Origin of the sequence: Bradyrhizobium sp. 21 (assembly GCF_023073335.1) — a bacterium.
Taxonomy (GTDB): domain Bacteria; phylum Pseudomonadota; class Alphaproteobacteria; order Rhizobiales; family Xanthobacteraceae; genus Bradyrhizobium.
On sequence record NZ_JADPJG010000003.1, the window covers coordinates 37789 to 57003 of the forward strand.

The 19215-nt window shown below is 62.0% G+C and carries 18 protein-coding genes and 1 tRNA gene; 5 read left to right on the top strand and 14 right to left on the bottom strand.

All coding sequences use genetic code 11. The features are described from left to right. Positions 1-35 precede the first annotated feature (35 nt). The 6 genes from IVB31_RS05215 to IVB31_RS05240 form a co-directional block, all read right to left on the bottom strand. Positions 36-854, bottom strand: a complete 819-nt coding sequence (locus tag IVB31_RS05215) for a TIM barrel protein (protein ID WP_247319507.1) — start codon at positions 852-854, stop codon at positions 36-38. Next, positions 854-1510 carry a hypothetical protein gene (locus IVB31_RS05220; RefSeq protein ID WP_247319508.1) on the bottom strand — a complete coding sequence of 219 codons (657 nt, stop codon included), beginning with the start codon at positions 1508-1510 and terminating at the stop codon, positions 854-856. Before IVB31_RS05220 ends, IVB31_RS05215 begins: the two co-directional genes overlap by 1 nt. A 14-nt stretch (positions 1511-1524) precedes the next feature. Then, positions 1525-2019 (bottom strand): type II 3-dehydroquinate dehydratase, encoded by a 495-nt coding sequence (locus tag IVB31_RS05225; RefSeq protein ID WP_247319511.1) that lies wholly within the window; start codon positions 2017-2019, stop codon positions 1525-1527. 51 nt (positions 2020-2070) lie between these two features. After that, positions 2071-3351, bottom strand: coding sequence for a TRAP transporter large permease subunit (locus tag IVB31_RS05230; protein WP_247319513.1), 1281 nt, complete (start codon positions 3349-3351; stop codon positions 2071-2073). A 61-nt stretch (positions 3352-3412) separates the two neighbouring features. Continuing rightward, a complete protein-coding gene (locus IVB31_RS05235; protein WP_247319515.1) occupies positions 3413-3922 on the bottom strand; it encodes a TRAP transporter small permease in 510 nt (169 codons plus the stop codon). 76 nt (positions 3923-3998) lie between these two features. After that, positions 3999-5015, bottom strand: coding sequence for a TRAP transporter substrate-binding protein (locus IVB31_RS05240; RefSeq protein ID WP_247319517.1), 1017 nt, complete (start codon positions 5013-5015; stop codon positions 3999-4001). A gap of 228 nt (positions 5016-5243) precedes the next feature. Between IVB31_RS05240 and IVB31_RS05245 the strand changes: the two genes are divergently transcribed. Genes IVB31_RS05245 through IVB31_RS05255 form a run of 3 tightly spaced genes read left to right on the top strand, consistent with a single transcriptional unit; the run spans position 5244 to position 7983 of the window. Then, complete coding sequence (locus IVB31_RS05245; RefSeq protein ID WP_247319526.1) at positions 5244-5903, top strand: FCD domain-containing protein; 660 nt, start codon at positions 5244-5246, stop codon at positions 5901-5903. A gap of 14 nt (positions 5904-5917) precedes the next feature. Next, entirely contained in the window at positions 5918-7087 is a 1170-nt protein-coding gene (locus tag IVB31_RS05250; protein ID WP_247319528.1) for a Xaa-Pro peptidase family protein, read from the top strand. Next, positions 7084-7983, top strand: a complete 900-nt coding sequence (locus IVB31_RS05255; protein WP_247319529.1) for an SMP-30/gluconolactonase/LRE family protein — start codon at positions 7084-7086, stop codon at positions 7981-7983. The genes IVB31_RS05250 and IVB31_RS05255 overlap by 4 nt, the downstream gene beginning before the upstream one ends. A 58-nt stretch (positions 7984-8041) precedes the next feature. Here IVB31_RS05255 and IVB31_RS05260 read toward each other — a convergent pair whose 3' ends face one another. Continuing rightward, entirely contained in the window at positions 8042-8779 is a 738-nt protein-coding gene (locus IVB31_RS05260; protein ID WP_247319530.1) for an SDR family oxidoreductase, read from the bottom strand. 250 nt (positions 8780-9029) lie between these two features. On the opposite strand from IVB31_RS05260, the gene IVB31_RS05265 reads away from it, so the two are divergent. Continuing rightward, positions 9030-9602 (top strand): helix-turn-helix domain-containing protein, encoded by a 573-nt coding sequence (locus tag IVB31_RS05265; RefSeq protein WP_247319531.1) that lies wholly within the window; start codon positions 9030-9032, stop codon positions 9600-9602. Between the two features lie 909 nt (positions 9603-10511). Here the strand turns inward: IVB31_RS05265 and IVB31_RS05270 are convergent. From IVB31_RS05270 to mnmA, 7 genes are all read right to left on the bottom strand, one after another. Beyond that, positions 10512-11105: a hypothetical protein gene (locus IVB31_RS05270; RefSeq protein WP_247319532.1), complete on the bottom strand. Its 594-nt coding sequence runs from the start codon at positions 11103-11105 to the stop codon at positions 10512-10514. Positions 11106-11205: 100 nt separating this feature from the next. Then, complete coding sequence (locus IVB31_RS05275; protein WP_247319533.1) at positions 11206-12183, bottom strand: hypothetical protein; 978 nt, start codon at positions 12181-12183, stop codon at positions 11206-11208. A gap of 279 nt (positions 12184-12462) precedes the next feature. Continuing rightward, entirely contained in the window at positions 12463-13896 is a 1434-nt protein-coding gene (locus tag IVB31_RS05280) for a hypothetical protein (protein WP_247319534.1), read from the bottom strand. 317 nt (positions 13897-14213) lie between these two features. Beyond that, a tRNA-Met gene (locus IVB31_RS05285) sits at positions 14214-14290 on the bottom strand. Between the two features lie 259 nt (positions 14291-14549). After that, a complete protein-coding gene (locus IVB31_RS05290; RefSeq protein ID WP_247319535.1) occupies positions 14550-14906 on the bottom strand; it encodes a hypothetical protein in 357 nt (118 codons plus the stop codon). Between the two features lie 269 nt (positions 14907-15175). Beyond that, positions 15176-15814: a class I SAM-dependent methyltransferase gene (locus tag IVB31_RS05295; protein ID WP_247319536.1), complete on the bottom strand. Its 639-nt coding sequence runs from the start codon at positions 15812-15814 to the stop codon at positions 15176-15178. 243 nt (positions 15815-16057) lie between these two features. Beyond that, positions 16058-17239 carry a tRNA 2-thiouridine(34) synthase MnmA gene (gene mnmA, locus IVB31_RS05300; protein ID WP_247319537.1) on the bottom strand — a complete coding sequence of 394 codons (1182 nt, stop codon included), beginning with the start codon at positions 17237-17239 and terminating at the stop codon, positions 16058-16060. 345 nt (positions 17240-17584) lie between these two features. Here mnmA and IVB31_RS05305 point away from each other — a divergent pair, with 345 nt between their 5' ends. Beyond that, positions 17585-19210, top strand: coding sequence for a flagellar hook-length control protein FliK (locus tag IVB31_RS05305; protein ID WP_247320359.1), 1626 nt, complete (start codon positions 17585-17587; stop codon positions 19208-19210). Positions 19211-19215 lie beyond the last annotated feature (5 nt).

Sequence of the window (19215 nt, forward strand, 5' to 3'; positions counted from 1 at the left end):
CGACATCCCGCACACCCCTTCCCGTCCGGTGATTCTCAACGCCGGCTGCGCGCCCGCTCCATCACCGCCCTGCCCGCCGCCAATGCCCGTCGTGCTCGCGACGCGGCATCGACGCTCTTGGCCAGTTGAACGGTCGGAACCTCGATGCTGATCGTCAAACCATTCGGCATCGCGCTTGCAAGCCCGATCAGGTCTATTCCGCCCTCGCCCGGAAACATCCGCTCCTCGCGAGCCGCATGGATGAGCTGCTCCGTGGTCGCCGGGCGTTCGGCTGGGCCGTCGCAGAGTTGCCAGTAGTGAAAGCGTTGTGCCGGGATGGCGCGGAGGTCCGCAAGCGAGCTTTGCGACCGGTCGAAATGCAGCGCATCGACCAGAATGCCGGCTCCGGGACGATCGACGTCGCCGACGATCCGCATGGCGGTCGTCAGGTTCGGAATGCTCGTCCAGGGCATGAATTCGAGATCGGAGGTCAGGCCATAGCTTGCTGCCGCTTCGCAAAATTGCTGATAGCGATCCGAAAACCGCGCCAGATCCGGATCGTAGCCCGCGACGAGGATGTGCTTGGCGGCGAGGCGCGCGCCGACCTCGAAGAAGGGCGTAAACGAGGCGATCTCGGTTTCCGGTTTGAACGCGACGACTTCGAGATCGGCGACCGTCACCCCCGTCGACTCCAACCGCCGGAGCGTCTCCCGAAGGAGCGGCGCATCGTCCATCAGGCGATAGGCAACACCGCCAGGCGTGGCGGGCAATAGCCTGAGCCCGACTTGCTCATAGCCGCAATGCGCCGCCAATTCGATCATCTCGGGCGGCGCAAGCTCGAGCACGGTCAACGCGGCGAGCGAGAAATTTGCCATCAGCCGAAGTCCGCGATACGGGCGTCGAGCGCAAACATGGCCTGATAGACTTCCGGCTCGCTCGCCCGGCCGAAGACGTCGGGCGCAAGCTCGCTCGCCCGCCGCAAGGCAGCCTGCAACGACGCGACATCAAGCGCCTCGATCAGCAAAAGCCCGGCGAAAAAGCCCTCGTTCTTCCGCATGCCCTTCTCAGTCGTCCGCACTGATGTCCGCGCCTCGTCGGTCGCGCCAATCTGCACGGCGGCAACGCCGTCGGACGCGACCAGCGCCTGAGCCAGACTTTGGGTATCTTTCGGCAATTTCTCGATTCGCAGCGCCATGATCGATGCGCCCTCGCCCCGCCCCGCGCGCGCGGTCATGACGCCCCCGCCGCGCATGAAATTGCCGAGCTTCGGCATGATGCGCTGTGACCACGGCGTCGGCGCGTTGAGGCGCGCCAGATAGGCTTCACCGTCGAGGACCTCGGGTGTTTCCAGCTCATACAGAATGAAGAAGCGGTTGATGTCGTCCCTTGCCGCGCGGAAGACACGCGATGCCAGGAAGCCCTTGGTCGTCACGCGCTCCGTCGTGTGCTCACGCGTCAGCCAGTGAAGGTAGTCGGTCAGGTCTCGAGCCTCGACGTCGCTCCAGATGGCGAGAAATCCCGTGCCGCGCATCGCCCCCTCCGTGCCTACGCCTTGCCGCCGGCCGCAAGCCCGTGCAGAGCCGGCGGAATGGTTTCAGGCAATTGCGCCAGCCGTTGAACGGCCGCCAGCATCGCGGCGAGATAGCCATATGGACCCAGGCCGCAAATGACCGCCGTGCAGGCGCTCGAGGTGATCGAGTGGCGGTGCAGTTCGTCCCGCGCGTGGATGTTCGAGATATGCACCTCGATCTTCACGCCCTCGAAAATCTTCAGCGCATCGATCAGCGCGATCGAGGTGAACGAATAGGCGGCGGGATTCATGATGATTGCGTCCGCGCTGCCATGGGCGGACTGAATCAGGCTGACGAGTTCGCCCTCCATGTTCGATTGGTGGAACGACATCGAAACGCCGAGCTGATCGGCCAGCGCCTGGCAGCTCGCCTCGATCTCCTGGAGCGTCGTCGAGCCGTAGATATGAGGCTCGCGGATGCCGAGGAAATTGAGATTGGGTCCGTTGAGGATCATGATCTTTGCGGCCATTGCGCCCTTCCTTCTCGTATTTTCATGATCGCACTTTGCGCCAACGCGGCCCTAGCCGGCGAACCATTTGGCCGGAATCGTCACCAGCCCCGGGAACAGCACCATCAGGAACAGGACCACGAGCTGTGCAATCAGGAAGGGCCAGACGCCCTTGATGATGTCCTCCATGCTGATCCTGGAGACACCGCAAACCACATTCAGCACGATACCGACCGGCGGCGTGATGAGGCCGATCGCGTTGTTGATGATGAAGAGGACGCCGAAATAGACGGGATCGATGCCCGCCGCCTTGACGATCGGCATCAGGATCGGCGTGAGGATGAGGATGGTCGGCGTCATGTCGAGGGCCGTTCCCACGATGACCACCACGACCATGATCGCCAGCATCAGGAGCGTGTTGTTGCCCATGAACGGCTTCAGCAGGGTGACGACTTGGGCCGAAATCTCGGACACCGTGATGAGCCATGACGACACCAGCGCCGCTGCCACGAGAAACATCACGATGCTCGTCGTCAGAGCCGAGGAGACGAACACGGCATAAAGCTGCGACAGCTTCAATTCCCGATAGATGCAGGTCGCGACGAACAGCGAATAGACGGCGACGACCACCGCGGCTTCGGTCGGCGTGAAGATGCCGAAACGCAGGCCGACGACGATGATCACCGGCAGCATCAGCGCCCAGAAGCCGTCGACCACCGCCTTCACCATCTCCGAGAGCGATGCTCTCGGCGGCGGCGTCAGGTTCTCCTGGCGCACCACCCACGACCATGCCAGGCAGAGCCCCACCCCGAGCATCAGCCCGGGGACGATCCCGGCCAGAAACAGCTTGGAGATCGAAACGCCGGCGGCGACACCGAAGATGACGAACCCGATGCTGGGCGGAATGACGGGCGCGATGATGCCGCCGGCCGCCACCAGACCCGCCGCGTAGGATTTCTTGTGGCCCGCCGCCACCATCATCGGCACCAGCAGGGCGGCCAGCGCCGCGGCATCGGCCGCCGCAGAGCCGGAGAGCGACGCAAGCATGCAGGACGCGAGGATGGTGACGTAACCAAGTCCGCCGCGAAAATGTCCGACGGCGACGAGCGCAACATTGACGATCCGCTTGGCCAGACCACCCTTGTTCATGACTTCGCCGGCGAGCATGAAGAAGGGAATGGCCATCAGCGGAAAGCTGTCCGCGCCGTTGATGATGTTCTGCGCCACGATCTGGGCGTCGAACATGTCGATCGTGCTCATCAGGGCCACGCCGCAGACGATCAGCGCAAAGGCGATCGGCATGCCCAGCGCCATGGCGCCAAGCAGCGAGAAGGTGAAGACGGCAATCGTCATGGCGTGATCCCGATGATTGTCAGGATGTGAGCGCCGGGCGACACGAGACGAGGAGACGACATCAGTGCTCTTCCGATTCCCTGACGGCTACCATGTCGGCTTCGCTGGCCTGTCCAGACACGACACGGAACAGGTCGTAGAGAAGGATGATTCCGGCCGAAACGCCGAAAATCACGCCCACACCATAGAAGATGCCAAGCGATAGGCCGGTCGCCGGCGCGCGGTCGTCGATATTGATGATCGTCTGGCGCCAGCTTCCCGAGAGCAGGAGCCAGTCGGCGAACAGCATCAGGACGTAATTGATGACGAAGCAGATGCGCTTGCCGAAGGCCGGCAGCATCCGCACGACGGTATCGACTCCCAGATGCGCGTGCTCGCGCATCGCCACGATGGCACCGAGGAAAGTCAGCCAGACCAGGAACCAGCGCGACAGCTCCTCGGAAATCGTGATTCCGGAGTTGAAGCCGTAGCGCAGAACCACGTTGCCGAAGACCAGCACCACCATCACCGCAAGAAACGCGGCAATGATGCCCTTCAGGAGCGTGCAATAGAGGTCGAGATATCGTGCCATCTGTGCGGTCCAGGCAAAGTCAGGTTAGGACCCGACCGACCGGTCGGCTCCGTCTCTTGCATGCTGAAAAGGCCGACTACTTCACGTCCTTGCGGATGCGCTCGACCTCTTCGTTGAAGAGCTTCACCGTCTCGGGACGAAGATTGGCAGAAATCTTGTCCGCGACCGGCTGTGCTGCCTTCCGCATGCGCTCCGTTTCCTCGGGAGCGATCGCATTGTACTGCATGCCCTTGGCCTGCAGCTCCGTCAGAGCCTTTTCGGTCTGAAGGCGCGTCTGCTCCTTCTGGTAGGGGCGGCTCTCCTCATACGCTTCGCGCATCAGCCCCTGCTCGGTCGGCGACAGCTTGTCCCAGAAGACCTTGCTCACCAGAATGATGTTCAGGGTGAAGGTGTGATTTGTGGCGGAAACGTATTTCTGCACTTCGTAGAATTTGTTCGAGAGTATGACCGTGTAGGGATTCTCTTGGCCGTCGACGGTTCGGGTCTCCAGCGCCGAATACAGCTCACCGAAGGCCATCGGGACCGGATTGGCCTTAAAGGCACTGAAGCTTTCGAGATAGACCGGGTTCGGAATCACGCGAAGCTTGAGGCCGCTGAAGTCCTCGAGCTTGGTGATCGGGCGGGTGCTATTGGTGACGTTGCGAAAGCCCAGGCCCCAATATCCAAGGCCAATAAGCCCCTTCGACGGCAGCGTGTCGATCATCGCCTTGCCGAATTTGCCGGTCGCGAGAGCATCGGCCTGCTCGACCGTGTTGAACAGGAACGGGAAATCGATGAGCCCGAACTCCGGAACGACGGTCGCAAGCGACGTCGTCGAGGCCGACAGCATTTCCTGCGTGCCGCCGCGCAGCGCCGATTGCTGCTGCAGCTCGTTGCCGAGTTGCGAGGCCGCGAACTCGCGAACCTTCATCTTGCCCCCGCTCTTCGCCAGCAGGATCTCGGCAAATTTCTGCACCCCCGCACTGACGGGGTGATCGGTGTTGTTCAGATGCCCCCACCTGATCGTCCGCTCCTGAATCTCCTGAGCGGATGCGCCGACCGTCAGCGCCACGCAGATTGCCGTCGCAGACAGCGCCCGTACCAACAAGCTCATTTTGACCTCCCTGTTCGATCGGGGCGCGGCGGCGGCTTCAGCCATTATTTTCTGCACCCTCAGGTCAACCAAAAAACATAACTATATTTCTTGGTCAAATGATAATTTGAAATTCCTATGATAATTTGGAATACATCTGAGGACCGGTGTCTGCTATATTGCGGGCGACATTGGTAGTTTAGCGCTTGGCCATAGGGCGCTGCGCACACGTTCGCGGGATCGGAGAGCATGACGTCACTCGAGGGACGGCCCTTGTCGGCGGGCGACAGCGGTTACCAGCGGATTCGCTCCGACATCATTTTTGGCGTGCTCACGCCCTCGGTGCGTCTCAGGCTCGACGCCATGAAGGAAGACTACGGCGTCAGCGTCTCCACGCTGCGCGAGATCCTCAATCGGCTGGCGTCCGAGGGATTCGTGGTCGCGGAGGGCCAGCGCGGCTTCGAGGTGGCGCCGATCTCCATCCAGAACCTGCGTGAGCTCGCCGGTCTCCGTATCCTGCTGGAACATCATGCGATGGCCGAATCGTTCCGCGCCGGCGACGTGGAGTGGGAAGGCCGCGTGGTGTCGGCGCATCACAAGCTGGCGGCGACCGAACGTACCGTGCTCAGCGAAGGCGACGATCCCGAGCTGCGCAAACGCTACGACGGCGAATTCCACCAGGCGCTTATCTCGGCTTGCGGTTCGCGCGAGCTGATGCAGACCCACGCGGTCGTGTTCGACAAATATTTCCGCTATGCGCTGCGCTACCGCGGCGCGGAGACGATCAACCAGCACAAGGCGCTGCTGGAATGCGCCCTCAAGCGCGACATCAAGAGCGCCAGAGCCGTGCTCACCGAGCACATCAACGGCTGCGTCGCGCACGCCCTCGCCTCCTGGAACGAGGACTGAGCAGCGAGAATCACATGCGTTGCGGCATTCCCTTCTCCACGGCCAGGCTCGACCGCCTGCTCGACGATGCCGGCATCGACGTGCTGATCGTCACCTCCAAGCACAACATCCAGTATTTGCTTGGCGGCTACTATCATTTCCAGTTCGACTACATGGAGGCGATCGGCATCAGCCGGTACCTGCCCGTTCTCGTCTATGTGAAGGGCGCGCTGGAGAAGTCGGCCTATATCGCCAACCGGAACGAGCGCGACAGCGTCCGGAACCGGACGAGCGACGGCCATTGGATGCCGGCGGTCGTGTTCGGATCGTCGACCACGGTCGAGGCGATGGCGCTCGCCGTCAAGCACCTGAAGTCCGTCGCGACATCTGCATCTCGTATCGGCATCGAGGGTTCGTTTCTGCCGGCCGATGCGGCGGACGTGCTGCGCAAAGATTTCGGCCATGGCCGCTTCGTCGAGGCGATGCGCCCGCTCGAGAGACTGCGCGCCGTTAAGACGGCCGCCGAGCTGGAGGTTCTCCGCGAAGCCTCCGAGCGCGTCGTCGCCTCCATGATCGATACGGTCGACCAGATCCGCCCCGGGCAGAGCAAGCGCGAAATCATCGATCATCTGCGGCGGGCCGAGCTGTCGCGCGACATGATTTTCGAATACGGGCTGGTGACGCTGGGAACGAGCCTCAACAGGGCGCCATCCGAGCAGCGTCTCGCACCGGGCGACGTCATCTCGCTGGATTCGGGAGGCAACTACCGGGGCTACATCGGCGACCTCTGCCGCATGGCCGTCCACGGCGCGCCCGACGGCGAGCTGCTCGATCTGCTCGGCGAGATCGACCTGGTGCAGCAGGCAGCCCGCGTGCCGATCCGGGCCGGCCTCGCCGGCAGCGGCATTTATGCCGCGGCCAACGAGGCGCTCGCGCAGTCCACTCACGGCAAGCAGATGCATTTCGTCGCCCATGGCATGGGGATCGTCAGCCACGAAGCGCCGCGTTTGACATCGAGCGGCCCCGTCCCCTATCCCGCCGACGACGCCAACGAACCGCTTGAAGCCGGCATGGTGATCTCGATCGAGACCACGCTGCCCCACGCGCGCGGCTTCATCAAGCTGGAGGACACGACCGCCGTCACCGCGGACGGATATGAGGCTTTCGGCGATAGCGCGCGCGGCTGGAATAGGATTTCGGGATGACCGCCAGCATGATCCCCGCGCATCGGGTCGAGACCGCGGTCGCCGCAGGCGACATCCTCGGCGAGACGCCGTTGTGGTGCGACCGCTCCCGCAAGCTGTGGTGGGTCGACATCGACCGGCAGCTGCATCAATGCTTCGATCCGGCGACCGGCGCTCATCAGGTCTTTCCCTACGCGTGCAACTTCCTCGGCAGTCAGGCCCTGACGGCAGATGGCTCCCACCTGCTGGCGCAGGATCTGCGGCTTTATCGACGCTCGTCCGGCGACGGTGCTCCAAGCCAGCTCTGCGAGGTCGAAAGCGGCCCGAACAACCGCCTCAACGACGGCCGCGTCGACGCGCGGGGCCGGCTATGGATCGGCACCATGGACAACCAGCTGCATCGGCCGAACGGGTCGCTGTATCGTGTGGACGCGGACGGCCGGCCAGCGCACATGTTCGGCGATGTCATCGTGACCAATGGCATTGCGTTCTCGCCCGACAACCGCACGCTCTATTTCACCGATACGCGGCGATACCGCACTTGGCAGTTCGACTTCGATCTCGATGACGGCGTGATCCGCAACAGACGGCTGTTCGCGGACTACAGCGGCTCCGGGGAGAGGCCCGACGGCGCGTGTGTCGACGTCGCCGGCGGATTGTGGACCGCGTTCTTCTCCGGCGGCCGGGTGATACGCTATCGGCCGGACGGCCGCATCGACACCGTCATTGCGGTGCCGGCGACCAATCCGACCTGCGTGTGCTTCGGCGGAGCCGACCTGAAGACCTTGTTCGTGACGACGGCCAGAAAGTTTCTGGACCGCGAGCAATTGAGCGTTGAACCCCAGGCGGGTCACGTTCTCGCGATTCACGGGATCGCGCAGGGACTTCCGGAGCACCGCTTCGGCAATTCGTTCTGAACGCCTGCCGAACGGCCCATGAGCCCATCGTCAGCAGCTCCATCGTCAGCGGCTGCCGCTACCATTTCTCGCCGAAGGGACGAATCTCGAGCTCGAAGGTCCAGGCACTCCTGGGCTGCTGATAGAGCAGCCAGTAGGATTCGGCGACCGACGATGGCGGCATCAGGAGGTCGGGATTGTCCAGCGCGTTCGGACCCAGCGCCTCGATCCGCCGCTGCCGTACCCATTCCGTGTCGACGCCGGAATCGATGATCAGATGCGCCACATGAATGTTCTTCGGGCCCAGTTCGCGCGCCGCGGCTTGCGCGACCGCACGCAGGCCGAACTTGGCGCTGGCGAAGGCCGCGTAGCCGCTTCCGCCGCGCAAGCTCGCCGTCGCGCCGGTGAAGAAGATATTGCCCTGGCCGCGGGGCAGCATCAGGCGCGCGGCCTCGCGGCCGGCGAGGAAGCCGGAATAGCAAGCCATTTCCCAGACCTTGCGGAACACCCGTTCGGTCGTCTCCAGAATCGGAAAATTGACGTTGGCGCCGACGTTGAAGATGCAGACCTCGAGTGGCGCGTGCTTGTCGGCATCGCCGAGGAAGGAGATGATCTCCTCCTCCTTGCGCGCATCGAGCGCGCGTGCGTGAATTTCGCCGCCGGCCGTCTCGATCTCCTTGACGAGCGGTTCGAGCTTGGCGCCGTCGCGACGTCCCGCGAACACCGTAAAGCCCTCGGAGGCGAACTTCTTTGCAATCTCGCTGCCGATAAAATCACCGGCGCCGATCACGGCCACGGTCGCGTTTCTCTTTTGCAAGGGCCTTCTCCCGGTCAGATTGGATCTGTCGTGTGCGAAGCGGGACGATCGGCGCCAGAGGGCCGAACACAGACTGCCAATCATTCATATAGTTCTAAAAACGAACTGTCAATTCTGGTAGAACTCGTGCGGAAATACGCATGCCCGGCAAGGGATTGTTTCTCGTTAAGTTCCAATCTAGAACTATCGCGTGAACAAGAGAGGCCATGGACGATTAGAGTGGAAGCCGCGGGCAGAGTGGAGAGCATGAATGAAATGGGGTGAGCTGGAGGAAGAGCCATGTTCGATGGCCCGAACCATCGGCGTGATCGGCGATCGCTGGACGCTCCTGATCCTGCGTGAATGCTTCCTGCGCACACGTCGTTTCGAGGGATTTCAGTCTTCGCTCGGAATTACCCGCCATTTGCTCGCCGAACGGCTGAAGAAGCTGGTCCGGCAGGGCGTGCTGCGCCGTATTCCCTATCAGGACTCGCCCAAGCGGCACGAATACATCCTCACCCAGAAGGGGCTCGATCTCTATCCGATCATGATGGCGATCGTGCACTGGGGCGACATTCACATGGTCGACGCCCGCGGGCGGCCTTTGCTGCATGAGCACCGCAAATGCGGCAAGGACTTCCATCCGGTCATGGTTTGCTCCGAATGCGGCGAGCCGCTTTTGGCCAAGGAGGTTCATACCCACCCCGGCCCTGGTGCTCGACGCAACTCGCCATCGGCGGCGCCGGAGAATCCGAAGGCAAAAACAGAGGCAAAAGCAAAAACAGAGGCAAAGGCCAAGACAAAGGCCAAGACAAAGGCAACGACTCGCCGCCGCGCCGCGTGAGGTCACTCGCTCCAAATCGCATCAAGGCCTGCTTCGTCAGATCCTGCCTTCGACAGGGATAGGCTTCGGTTGCATGCCGCGACATGATCGAGAGACCTTTCCGACAGCGGACATGGCCTCTCGTTCTCGCGGCGCGTTTCGCCCGAGGTTTGCTTCGTCATTCCACCCTCTTGTCCAAGAGGGCACAGGGAAGGCCGGGTGCCGGCTGGCACCCGCGGTCCGCTGCGCGAAGATGTAGCGCAAAAGAGCCGCACAGCAGCATACAGGTGTAGCCAATCACTCGGCCTTCCCTGCGCGATGGTTGGACGGCTTATGCCGTGCTCTCCCGGGAGCCGAGTTCCTGCTGGCCTCCCTCACTCTCACAGAAGTCGCCGACACTGCGCCGGTTGACGCCAATGCCGCATCCGCAAGAGCTTGACCGTAGCAACGACGGTCAGGACCACACGGTTTTGCCGTACGCACGGCCCGCCATTTCGCCGCAGTTTTTCCAGCCCTGTCGACGGAGCCGGAAACTTACAGGCGAGACGAAGCCTAGCAGCGCCGCTCGTCGGTACGAAGTTTTGGGCTCACGGAGAGCAATCCGCCCTGCCCACACCTCTCGCACCCGAACGCTGCCGCGTCCACCGCAAGCCCGGCTCGCGAACGTGACGACCACAAGATCGCCCTCAAGGATGAGCCGGGATGAGCGACACATACGCCAAACCCGAATTTCGGTAAAGTGGAATATTTTCGTGCCGAGGGATTGACGGGGCAGCGGGTGTTTTGCCCGACGGGCAAGAGGCGGAGACATTAAGGAGGCGACTCGTTTCAGGGTTGAGCGAAGACAAGACTTGGGCCATTCGCCGCCGGAAAACCGCAACATCGAAATTCTGATTTGCGGTCAATTAGTGATCGCCGTTATTTCATGAGCTACCGTCTGGCTCCAGCCGCCTTCGACAAATGCAGTTCGACTGATTGCAGTAGGTCGATAACGTCAGCCGGCCCCATGAAGCCGAATAGGACGGAACCGCTCAGTGCTGGCGTTATCTCATAGGTGATACCCGTCGGGCTTTTTGACATGGCTGCGCGATTGTGAGCAGGAAACTGCGCCAGTCGACGGAGACCACCTCCAGTCGTATTGAATCGGTTACCGTGAGCAACTCCATTGCGGAGGTGATACACAAGCTCCAAAATTGGTGCTCGATCAAAATACCGATGCGCCGATAATTCGTCGCCCAGCGAGATTAGCGCGCCCAAAGCCCACGCCCGCAAGATTTCGGTCTGTATTTTCTGATCCTCTCGGAAGAGGTCGAGGTAGTAACGCAAATTAAGCGTGTGAAACGTGCCATCTTTCCTCGCTATCTTGCCGATCGGGCTTTGCCCCAGTTCTCCATTTGGCGGCAAGGCGTTTATGGAAAGGGGATTTGCCGCCACATACTGAGCAACGAGGAAAGCGTAATATCCTGACGCCAAGCGGCCAGCCGTTCGGCTTACCGCAAGCATATTGGTCGGATCAAATGACATAGCACACTCGGCCGTTCTCCAGACAACAGCAATGAGGGTTCACGGTTTGTGGTGCCCTAGGCATTCGCAACTTACCGACGACTGCGCCTGCCCGTGTTTCCTATTTTGACAATGCTGCTTTCACCTTAGGCGAACGGCGGCGCCAGACGTCTTCGTATGGCGTGCTCTCGGTAACGAGCAACTGCCAGAATGCTCCCGTGTTATCGCGGAACCGATCTGCATTGTTTCTCAAACAATTCAAGGCCGCTCCCGTGGCTTCAGTGAGCACTCCTTCCAACTCTACCATCAGGCGGAATACTTCATCGGCAAAGTTGTCGAGGTGGTGCGCCCACAGTTGATCTGTCGGATCGGAGTGAGGGATGAGACTATGAGCGACTTGGATATTCCTTACTTCCCGGATGGCAGTGAGGATGTCGTATTCTCCATCCGCTCCATCTGCTTTGACTTTTTCAAAGTCCCGCTCAAGCGCAGCGAGTTGCTCTGGCAGAAGGATATCTTCCGATCTCGCCATCTCCAGAAGGCTCTGAATCGACGCTGTTACACCGGTTGCTCCTTTCTCGTTTGGCTTATCTAGGAGTCGGTACAACGCCAGAACGAGATAGCGCACCATAGAGCGGCGCAAGAATATGCTAGGTTCATATATGTAATCGACCGAAACCTCGTTTAGCCTCGAAAGAATTGGACCCATTATGTGCTGCGCAAGCCGAGCCTCAAACGCGTCGTCATGAACGCGAAGTCTGCACTCCTTGAATTTATCACTCATAGGAGTTGCGACGATCATCATTTTCTCGGGCGCAAGGTCCTCCCCGGGCCGCAGAATCCGAACATGCCTGCTGACCACCAAAGATCGAAAGGCGGTGTAAACGTCGAACTTTTCAAAATGAAAGGCGGCGTGACCGGGCAACACCTCGACAAACCGTTGTGTATCGCCTGCCAACAGTTTCATCTGATCGTAGAGCTCTGAGAACTTGGACGTGTCGGCTTCAACTCTGAGAACATGGCGACATTTGCGGGAAGGTTTCGTCGTCCCCCCACTCAGGGGCCTTACATTTACCTGCGGACTATTTCCAACATTCATGTGTTACCTCCCTCGGCGGGCGCAATAAGGCTTCTGCACGGCGATTAGAGAGTCTTCAGACATAGGACGCAGCCGACGCTATTGCGCTCTTCGGACGACGATAGGCTGTGGGCCTTTGATGCAATTATCGAACGATCAGCACCGGATAGATAAGGTCAAGCGATCGGCTGATCCCCAAGCCTCACGGAGGCGACCCTAAAGTCTACGGGAGCGTTGGTTTCGGGGATGCACGACAACCGCCCTTGAGTCCCGCCCTACGACCTGTCGCTTGAGCTTCCCTCAATCGATCAATTTCTGGAACTTTGATCTAAGCAGCGGAAACTCCTCGTAAAGATCGTTTTCCTGACGAAACTTGACCAGCGCTTTGAGGTCGGTGTCATCGAGCGCGATGATATAGCCGTGGTCGTCAATTCTACCATCTCGGCACCGCCGTTCGAAAAGCGCCTTATTCTTAAAAGTTCTGCATACCAGCAGCCCGACCCGCCCTCGGCTCGGCGAAAACCGACCTATAAGTTGGTCTAATTCAGGGTTTTCTGGATCGCGGGTGTAGTTTTTGCATTCGACGAATATCTGCGGGGCAGGATAATGCGCCGCAATCCACCTAAAGAAGCCGGCAGTCACCATGTTTGTATAGGTGATGTCGATTCGTTTTCGACCGTCATGAATCTTGTGTTGAGAAACAGGCGATGTCAGTGCCGGGTAAAACAAGGCTGTAAACAGCGCTTCGACTGCCTTTTCGTATCTATCTGCGTCGTCTTTTCCTGGACTGAGGGAGACGACATCATCCAGGAGCTTTGCCCAATCGGGTTGAGCTGCCTTCTGTAGCTCGGCAATCTTTTCGAGAGACAGGGGAGGACGCTTTTTCGCCTCCTTGCTTTCTTTGTATTCTCTAAGAGCCGCCGGGTATTTCAGCGACTCGCGCACAATGGCCGCTTTGTTTCCACCGTACTTCTCAACAAGCGCCTTCTTCGTAACTCGGCGTCTGCCGTTCTTCAAAAGCTCAACAAGGGCAGAACCGCCATCTAGCTCGGCATGTCGCATATGCGTAATCAAGAAATGACGATAGTACTCTCCCGCGTCGAAGTCGGGCTGTTGCCTTACAATGGCTTTCGGTACGAGCAGAAGCTTGCCACTCTCAGTTAACGGCAGCCTGTCCAGTCGACTGACCCAAAGCTTGCTGTGAGAGTCCCACAGCGGGCCTGTATCAACGCCTTGCGTCGTTGGTATGCCGTGTTGGTCACACATGCGTTGAGTGTACTCGATCAACGGTCCTCGAATGATATTCGTGGTCATATCAGAAATAATGTCGACGCTGATCCCCTCGATCATTAGGGCAGCATCTTCCAGATCAGTAAGAAGGCCGCTCTTTGCCGCCTCGCTAGTGCTCAGGGCGTGCCACAGAACCCTGGCTGAACCTTTGCCAAGCGCTCGACCTTGAGACTTCCCTTTGGATAATCCAAGATGAGTTTCATTCGGTTCACGGAGAACCAAAAGTAACTCCTCCGCCTCGCGATTTTTGCCAGCCTTGATTAAACCAAGCACTTGGCGAAAGAAGCTTTGAATTAGATGAACGCAATTATTGCCCCAATCAGACGGCACCGTTGCCAGTGCGGACGGGCTGATAAAAACCTTCGTGTCGTTTCTCGTATCAACGTCGACAAAGTCCAATGACGGTTGAGTAAGGCCCAAACGAAACTTCTTCGAAATCCTCAACGGCGCCCCCTGAATCAACCCGTATTAGTTTTTCTCAGGTGCTATTTGATACCGAAGGTTGCCGTAAACGCGAGCGCTTTTGTGTTCGCTACTGTTGGTAAGCACCGTTTGCTGCGGCGCGTGCGAGAGCCCTGACAAAGCCAAGCCGACGCAGCCCCAACTGCGGGTCCACGGACAATTCAGAAAATGCGGGTTGCGCCACGGCGATAAGCCTAATCGAGGCAACGACCGCCCATGCCCCGGCTTCGTGCGCCCCATCCTCGGCGTCGCCAGCTGGATAGGCTGACTATGGGGAAATCAAGGAATTAGCCGGAGTTTGGTAGCGGGAGAGGGACTCGAACCCCCGACCCCAGGATTATGATTCCCGTGCTCTAACCAGCTGAGCTACCCCGCCACAGGGTCGCGAACGGCGGAACAGCCGATCTCGCGAACGCGCGGCATATAAGGAAGGGGGCGGCGGGCTGTCAATCCGCCTTCGCTACGCTTCGGCACCACAAGTCCGCGGGAGAGTGAAAAGCGGGGATTTTGAAGGCCAACTGGCCGTTTTTCGGGACCAGACTCGCGGAGACTCCCCCTCACCCGAAATTCGCGCTTTGCGCGGATTTCGGCCTCTCCCCGCGGGCGGGGAGAGGCGGAAGAAAGAGCGAATCCGCCTATTTTGGGCGGACGGTTGAGTCGCCGCCGGGGCTGCCGGGGGGTGGGATGACCGGCATGGCGCCGTCCGTCGAGGGCGCGGGGGCGTGCATGTCGGGGTCCACGCCGGAGGGCGGGCAGAGCACGCCGTCGGATTTTGCCAATTTGTCGCCAAGCGGTTCCCGGGACTGGCCGGTGGTGGTGCCCTCGGGGGTCGTGGTCAACCGGTCCGAAGGCGCGCAGCCGGCGGCGCGTTGTGGGGATGGCGGCGCGGTCGCTTGCGGCGGCGTCGCCGGGGCGGGTGGGGCCTGCGCGATCGCGACGCCTGAGGCGGCGATCAGGAGGCCCGCAAGAATGATGTTTGATGTCGTGCGCATGAGAGGGAAACGCCGGGATCGGGGGCGATGTTCCCGGGGAAATGCGATGTGATCGGGGTTGGACCCCCTCAGGTTTCCGCATGTCATTGCGAGCGTAGCGAAGCAATCCAGGATCCCTCCGCGGAGGCAGTCTGGATTGCTTCGCTACGCTCGCGATGACGGAGTAACTCGCGACATGTCGCGGGTGGAGAGAGCCCTCTCCCCGACCCTCCCCCGCTCGCGGGGGAGGAAGCGCACCGCGGGCTTGGCTGCGCGCCGGGCAAATCTCGTTACGATTTGAGGTAGCGGATCAGCGAAAAATGGCCCATCGGCGGCATGGGGCGGCGCTCGGCCAGCGTGACGCCGCCGTGTCTGGCGGCCCAGTTGACGAGGCGGGCCCACGGGAATTCCGGGCGCCAGCCCAGGCGGCGGGCAAGCGGCGCGAACGCGAGCTCGGAGAGTTTGCGAAAACCCTTTTCCGCGCCGATGTGGTTGACGAGGATCAGCTCGCCGCCGGGCTTCAAGACGCGCACGAACTCGTCGAGCGTGCCCTCGGGATCGGGCACGGCGGTGATGACATATTGCGCGACCACCGCGTCGAAGAAGTTTTCGGGGAAGGCGAGGTTTTTCGCGTCCATCACCGAGAGCACTTCGACATTGGAAAGCCGCAAGCTCCGCACGCGCGATTGCGCCTTGCGCAGCATCGGCTCGGAAATGTCGACGCCGCAGATTTTTGTGGTGCGCGCATAGTCCGAGAGCGACAGGCCGGTGCCGACGCCGACGTCGAGGATGCGGCCGCCGATCCGGTCGGCCTCGGCGATGGTCGACTGCCGTCCGGCGTCGAACACCTTGCCGAACACGAGATCATAGACCGGCGCCCAGCGGCCATAGGCCTTCTCGACCCCGGCCCGCGAGATGTCTGCTGCCATGCCCCCTGCCCTGCGCGTTTCTTTAGAGTGTCATGAACAAAAGTGAGATCGATGCCAACCCCGACGTTGGTGCACCTCCCCCGCTTGCGGGGGAGGTCGACGCGCTCGTGAGAGCGCGGCGGATGAGGGTTCTTTCCGCTCGCGAGATATCGCTGGTGGAGAGAGCCCTCTCCCCAACCCTCTCCCGCAGGCGGGAGAGGGGGCGCACTTGCGGTGCCGCGGCAGCGCGATCCAATCTCATGATCAACCGCGAACCACTTCCACCAGCGGCCGCGCCGTGCTGCTCGCGACCTTCGCCGCGGCGCTCTGGATGAAGCCGCCGCCGAGCACGCGGGCCTGGCCGGAGGGCGCGTCGTAGAACACGCAGGCCTGGCCGGGCGAGACGCCCTCTTCGCCGGCGACGAGCTCGACCTCGTAGTGGCCGCCTTCGCCGCGCAGCCAGGCGGGCTGGGGCGCGCGGGTTGAGCGCACGCGCACGAACATTTCGAGGCCATTGCCGATGGCGCGGTCGATGTCGCCGCTCCCGATCCAGTTGACGTCGCGCAGCACGATGCGATGCATCTTCAAGGCCTCGCGCGGGCCGACGACGACGCGGCGGTTGGCGGCCTCCAGCCGCACCACGAACAGCGGCGCGGCGGCTGCAATGCCGAGGCCGCGGCGCTGGCCGATGGTGAAATTGGCGATGCCGTTGTGCCGGCCGAGCACGCGTCCGGCGAGATCGACGATGTCGCCGGGGTCCATCGCGTTCGGCCGCAGGCGGGTGATGATGTCGGTGTAGCGGCCCGTCGGCACGAAGCAGATATCCTGGCTGTCGTGCTTGTCGGCGACCGCGAGGCCAAAGCGGCGAGCGAGCTCGCGGGTCTCGGGCTTGGTCATGTCGCCGAGCGGAAAGCGCAGGAAGTCGAGCTGCTCGCGCGTGGTCGCGAACAGGAAATAGCTCTGGTCCCGGTCGCTGTCGGCCGCGCAGACCAGCGCGCGGGAGCCGTCATTGAGCCGGCGCGAGGCGACGTAATGGCCGGTGGCGAGCGCGGTGGCGCCGAGCTCGCGCGCGGTCTTCAAGAGGTCGCGGAACTTGACCGAGCGGTTGCACTCGATGCACGGCACCGGCGTCTCGCCGAGCGCGTAGCTGTCGGCGAAGACGTCGATGACCGACTCGCGAAAGCGGTCCTCGTAATCGAGCACGTAGTGGGGAATGCCGAGCTTGGCGGCGACGTCGCGGGCGTCGTGAATGTCCTGGCCGGCGCAGCAAGCGCCCTTGCGATGGGTCGCAGCACCATGGTCGTAGAGCTGCAGCGTGATGCCGACGACGTCGTAGCCTTCCGCCTTCAAAAGCGCAGCCGTCGTCGATGAATCGACGCCGCCCGACATGGCAACGACGACCCTGGTATCCTCAGGACGGCCTTCGAGATCCAGACTGTTGAGCATGGGCCTTAAAGCGTTGTGACGGCGGCGTGGGGCGATCCGCTGGGTGCTTCCGGCGGGACATCGGCGATTCCCGGGACCTGAGAGTTCCCGAAGAGCGCGGCTTGCCCGGTCGAAAGCGGCTGAGAGCTGTCTCTTTAATATAGGCGGCCTAGCGGTGAAGCAATCACGGGCTGCCAGGTTAGGGCAATTCTTGCCGGGGAGGCAGAAATGGCGGGGGGTTGAAAGGCCTCGGGGCGGCCGCTCCGATTCTTCAAGATATTGATTTTGTTATATAAAACACCTGTTGGCGAGGCTGGCCCGCTCCTTGCTACCTCTTCTACCGAAGATGTTGTGAAGGGGTTGCCTGTGGTCGGTCGTACGTCAGATGTAGTGGCAAGCGTGCAGGTTCCCAGCGCGCAGCAAAAGCCTGCCCGCTCGCAAGCCCCGAAAGACAGCTCCGCCAACGATTCCTTCGGCTCGCTGGTCGACAGCAACACCCAGGCCATCGGCGACAGCGCGACGTCCGCCGTGCAGGACAGCCCGCGCCGGACCGATTCGTCGTCCTCCGCTTCGGACAGGAGCTCGCGCGATCATTCGGCGACCGACCGGCCCTCGCAGAGCAAGGCCGGCGACAACACCGACAATCCCGCGCCCGCCAAAAACGACAGCAAGAACGACAGCACGAGCGACACGACGGCCGATCCGGCCAAGCCCACCAAGACCAAGGACAAGTCTGAGACCTCCGACGCCAAATCGGCGGACAAGTCCGACGAGACCAAGGGGGACAAGACCGACGGCACTGATGGCCTCGCCGTCGCCGTCGATGCCGCGGCAACCGCGCAGATTGACGCGACGCAGACGGCCGTGCCCGATCCCAATGCAATCGTGGTGGCCGCGCCGGTCGTGCCGCTCGATCCGAACGCGGCCGCGACCCAGGCCGCCAGCTCCGCCTCCTCGCCGCTGACGATCGCCGCCGCCGGCATCGCCGCCAGCGCCTCCATTGCGGCGCAGATCCAGGGCGCCAAGACCGATACCGCGACGCCGGGAGACAAGAGCGCGAAGATCGCGGGCGCCAAGGTCGATGCCGCCACCTCGGCGACGCTGGCCGATGCCGCCACCGGGACAACCGACGCGACCGCGACCGACGCGAAGAGCAATGGCGGCCTGATCGCCCCCGTCGACCAGGGCACGCCAAAACCCTCGTTCAAGGCCGTCGCTACCGCGCAAGGCGAGAGCGACGTCTCCAATATCGGCCAGGACGCAGGCAAGGCCAACGCCGCGCAGACCCCGCCGACGGCCGCCAACGCCGCCACGCATCCGCACACAACGAAGCCGGAAGCCGATGCCAGCACCATCGATGCGAAGGCCGGCGCACCAGACCGCTCCGCCGACGCGACGGCTTCAGCCACGCCTGCGCACGCCCATGCGGGCGCGGAGGCCGCCGTCCCCACCACCGACACCAGCGCGCAGGCCGCCTCCGCGATCCAGGCGCCAATCACCAATACGACCTCGGCTGCGACCGCATCGACCGCGACGCTGACCGCGACCGCCGCGACCAATACGGCCATTCCGATCAGCGGCGTGCCGATCGAGATCGCCGCCGCCGCGCGTTCCGGAAAAACCCGGTTCGACATCAGCCTCGATCCGCTCGACCTCGGCCGCATCGACGTCCGCATCAATGTCGACCGCAACGGCCAGGTCACCTCGCATCTCACCGTCGAGAAGCCGGAGACGCTGCAGATGCTGCGGCAGGACGCGCCGCAATTGCAGCGCGCGCTCGACGATGCCGGCCTCAAGACCGGCAGCAACGGGCTGTCCTTCAGCCTGCGCGACCAGAATTCGTCGGGCCAGAATTCCGGCCAGAACAACGACAATGGCAGCAATGCCCGCCGGCTGATCATCAGCGACGAGGACGCAGTTCCCGCCGCGCCCGTCGGGCGCAGCTACGGCCGCATGCTCGGATCGAGCAGCGGCGTCGATATCAGAGTGTGAGGAGT

What these genes read in the sequence shown, in the direction of transcription:
- IVB31_RS05215 (WP_247319507.1), bottom strand. Translation starts at nt 854, where the DNA reads ATGGCAAATTTCTCGCTCGCCGCGTTGACCGTGCTCGAGCTTGCGCCG.
- IVB31_RS05220 (WP_247319508.1), bottom strand. Translation starts at nt 1,510, where the DNA reads ATGCGCGGCACGGGATTTCTCGCCATCTGGAGCGACGTCGAGGCTCGA.
- IVB31_RS05225 (WP_247319511.1), bottom strand. Translation starts at nt 2,019, where the DNA reads ATGGCCGCAAAGATCATGATCCTCAACGGACCCAATCTCAATTTCCTC.
- IVB31_RS05230 (WP_247319513.1), bottom strand. Translation starts at nt 3,351, where the DNA reads ATGACGATTGCCGTCTTCACCTTCTCGCTGCTTGGCGCCATGGCGCTG.
- IVB31_RS05235 (WP_247319515.1), bottom strand. Translation starts at nt 3,922, where the DNA reads ATGGCACGATATCTCGACCTCTATTGCACGCTCCTGAAGGGCATCATT.
- IVB31_RS05240 (WP_247319517.1), bottom strand. Translation starts at nt 5,015, where the DNA reads ATGAGCTTGTTGGTACGGGCGCTGTCTGCGACGGCAATCTGCGTGGCG.
- IVB31_RS05245 (WP_247319526.1), top strand. Translation starts at nt 5,244, where the DNA reads ATGACGTCACTCGAGGGACGGCCCTTGTCGGCGGGCGACAGCGGTTAC.
- IVB31_RS05250 (WP_247319528.1), top strand. Translation starts at nt 5,918, where the DNA reads ATGCGTTGCGGCATTCCCTTCTCCACGGCCAGGCTCGACCGCCTGCTC.
- IVB31_RS05255 (WP_247319529.1), top strand. Translation starts at nt 7,084, where the DNA reads ATGACCGCCAGCATGATCCCCGCGCATCGGGTCGAGACCGCGGTCGCC.
- IVB31_RS05265 (WP_247319531.1), top strand. Translation starts at nt 9,030, where the DNA reads ATGAAATGGGGTGAGCTGGAGGAAGAGCCATGTTCGATGGCCCGAACC.
- IVB31_RS05270 (WP_247319532.1), bottom strand. Translation starts at nt 11,105, where the DNA reads ATGTCATTTGATCCGACCAATATGCTTGCGGTAAGCCGAACGGCTGGC.
- IVB31_RS05275 (WP_247319533.1), bottom strand. Translation starts at nt 12,183, where the DNA reads ATGAATGTTGGAAATAGTCCGCAGGTAAATGTAAGGCCCCTGAGTGGG.
- IVB31_RS05290 (WP_247319535.1), bottom strand. Translation starts at nt 14,906, where the DNA reads ATGCGCACGACATCAAACATCATTCTTGCGGGCCTCCTGATCGCCGCC.
- IVB31_RS05295 (WP_247319536.1), bottom strand. Translation starts at nt 15,814, where the DNA reads ATGGCAGCAGACATCTCGCGGGCCGGGGTCGAGAAGGCCTATGGCCGC.
- mnmA (WP_247319537.1), bottom strand. Translation starts at nt 17,239, where the DNA reads ATGCTCAACAGTCTGGATCTCGAAGGCCGTCCTGAGGATACCAGGGTC.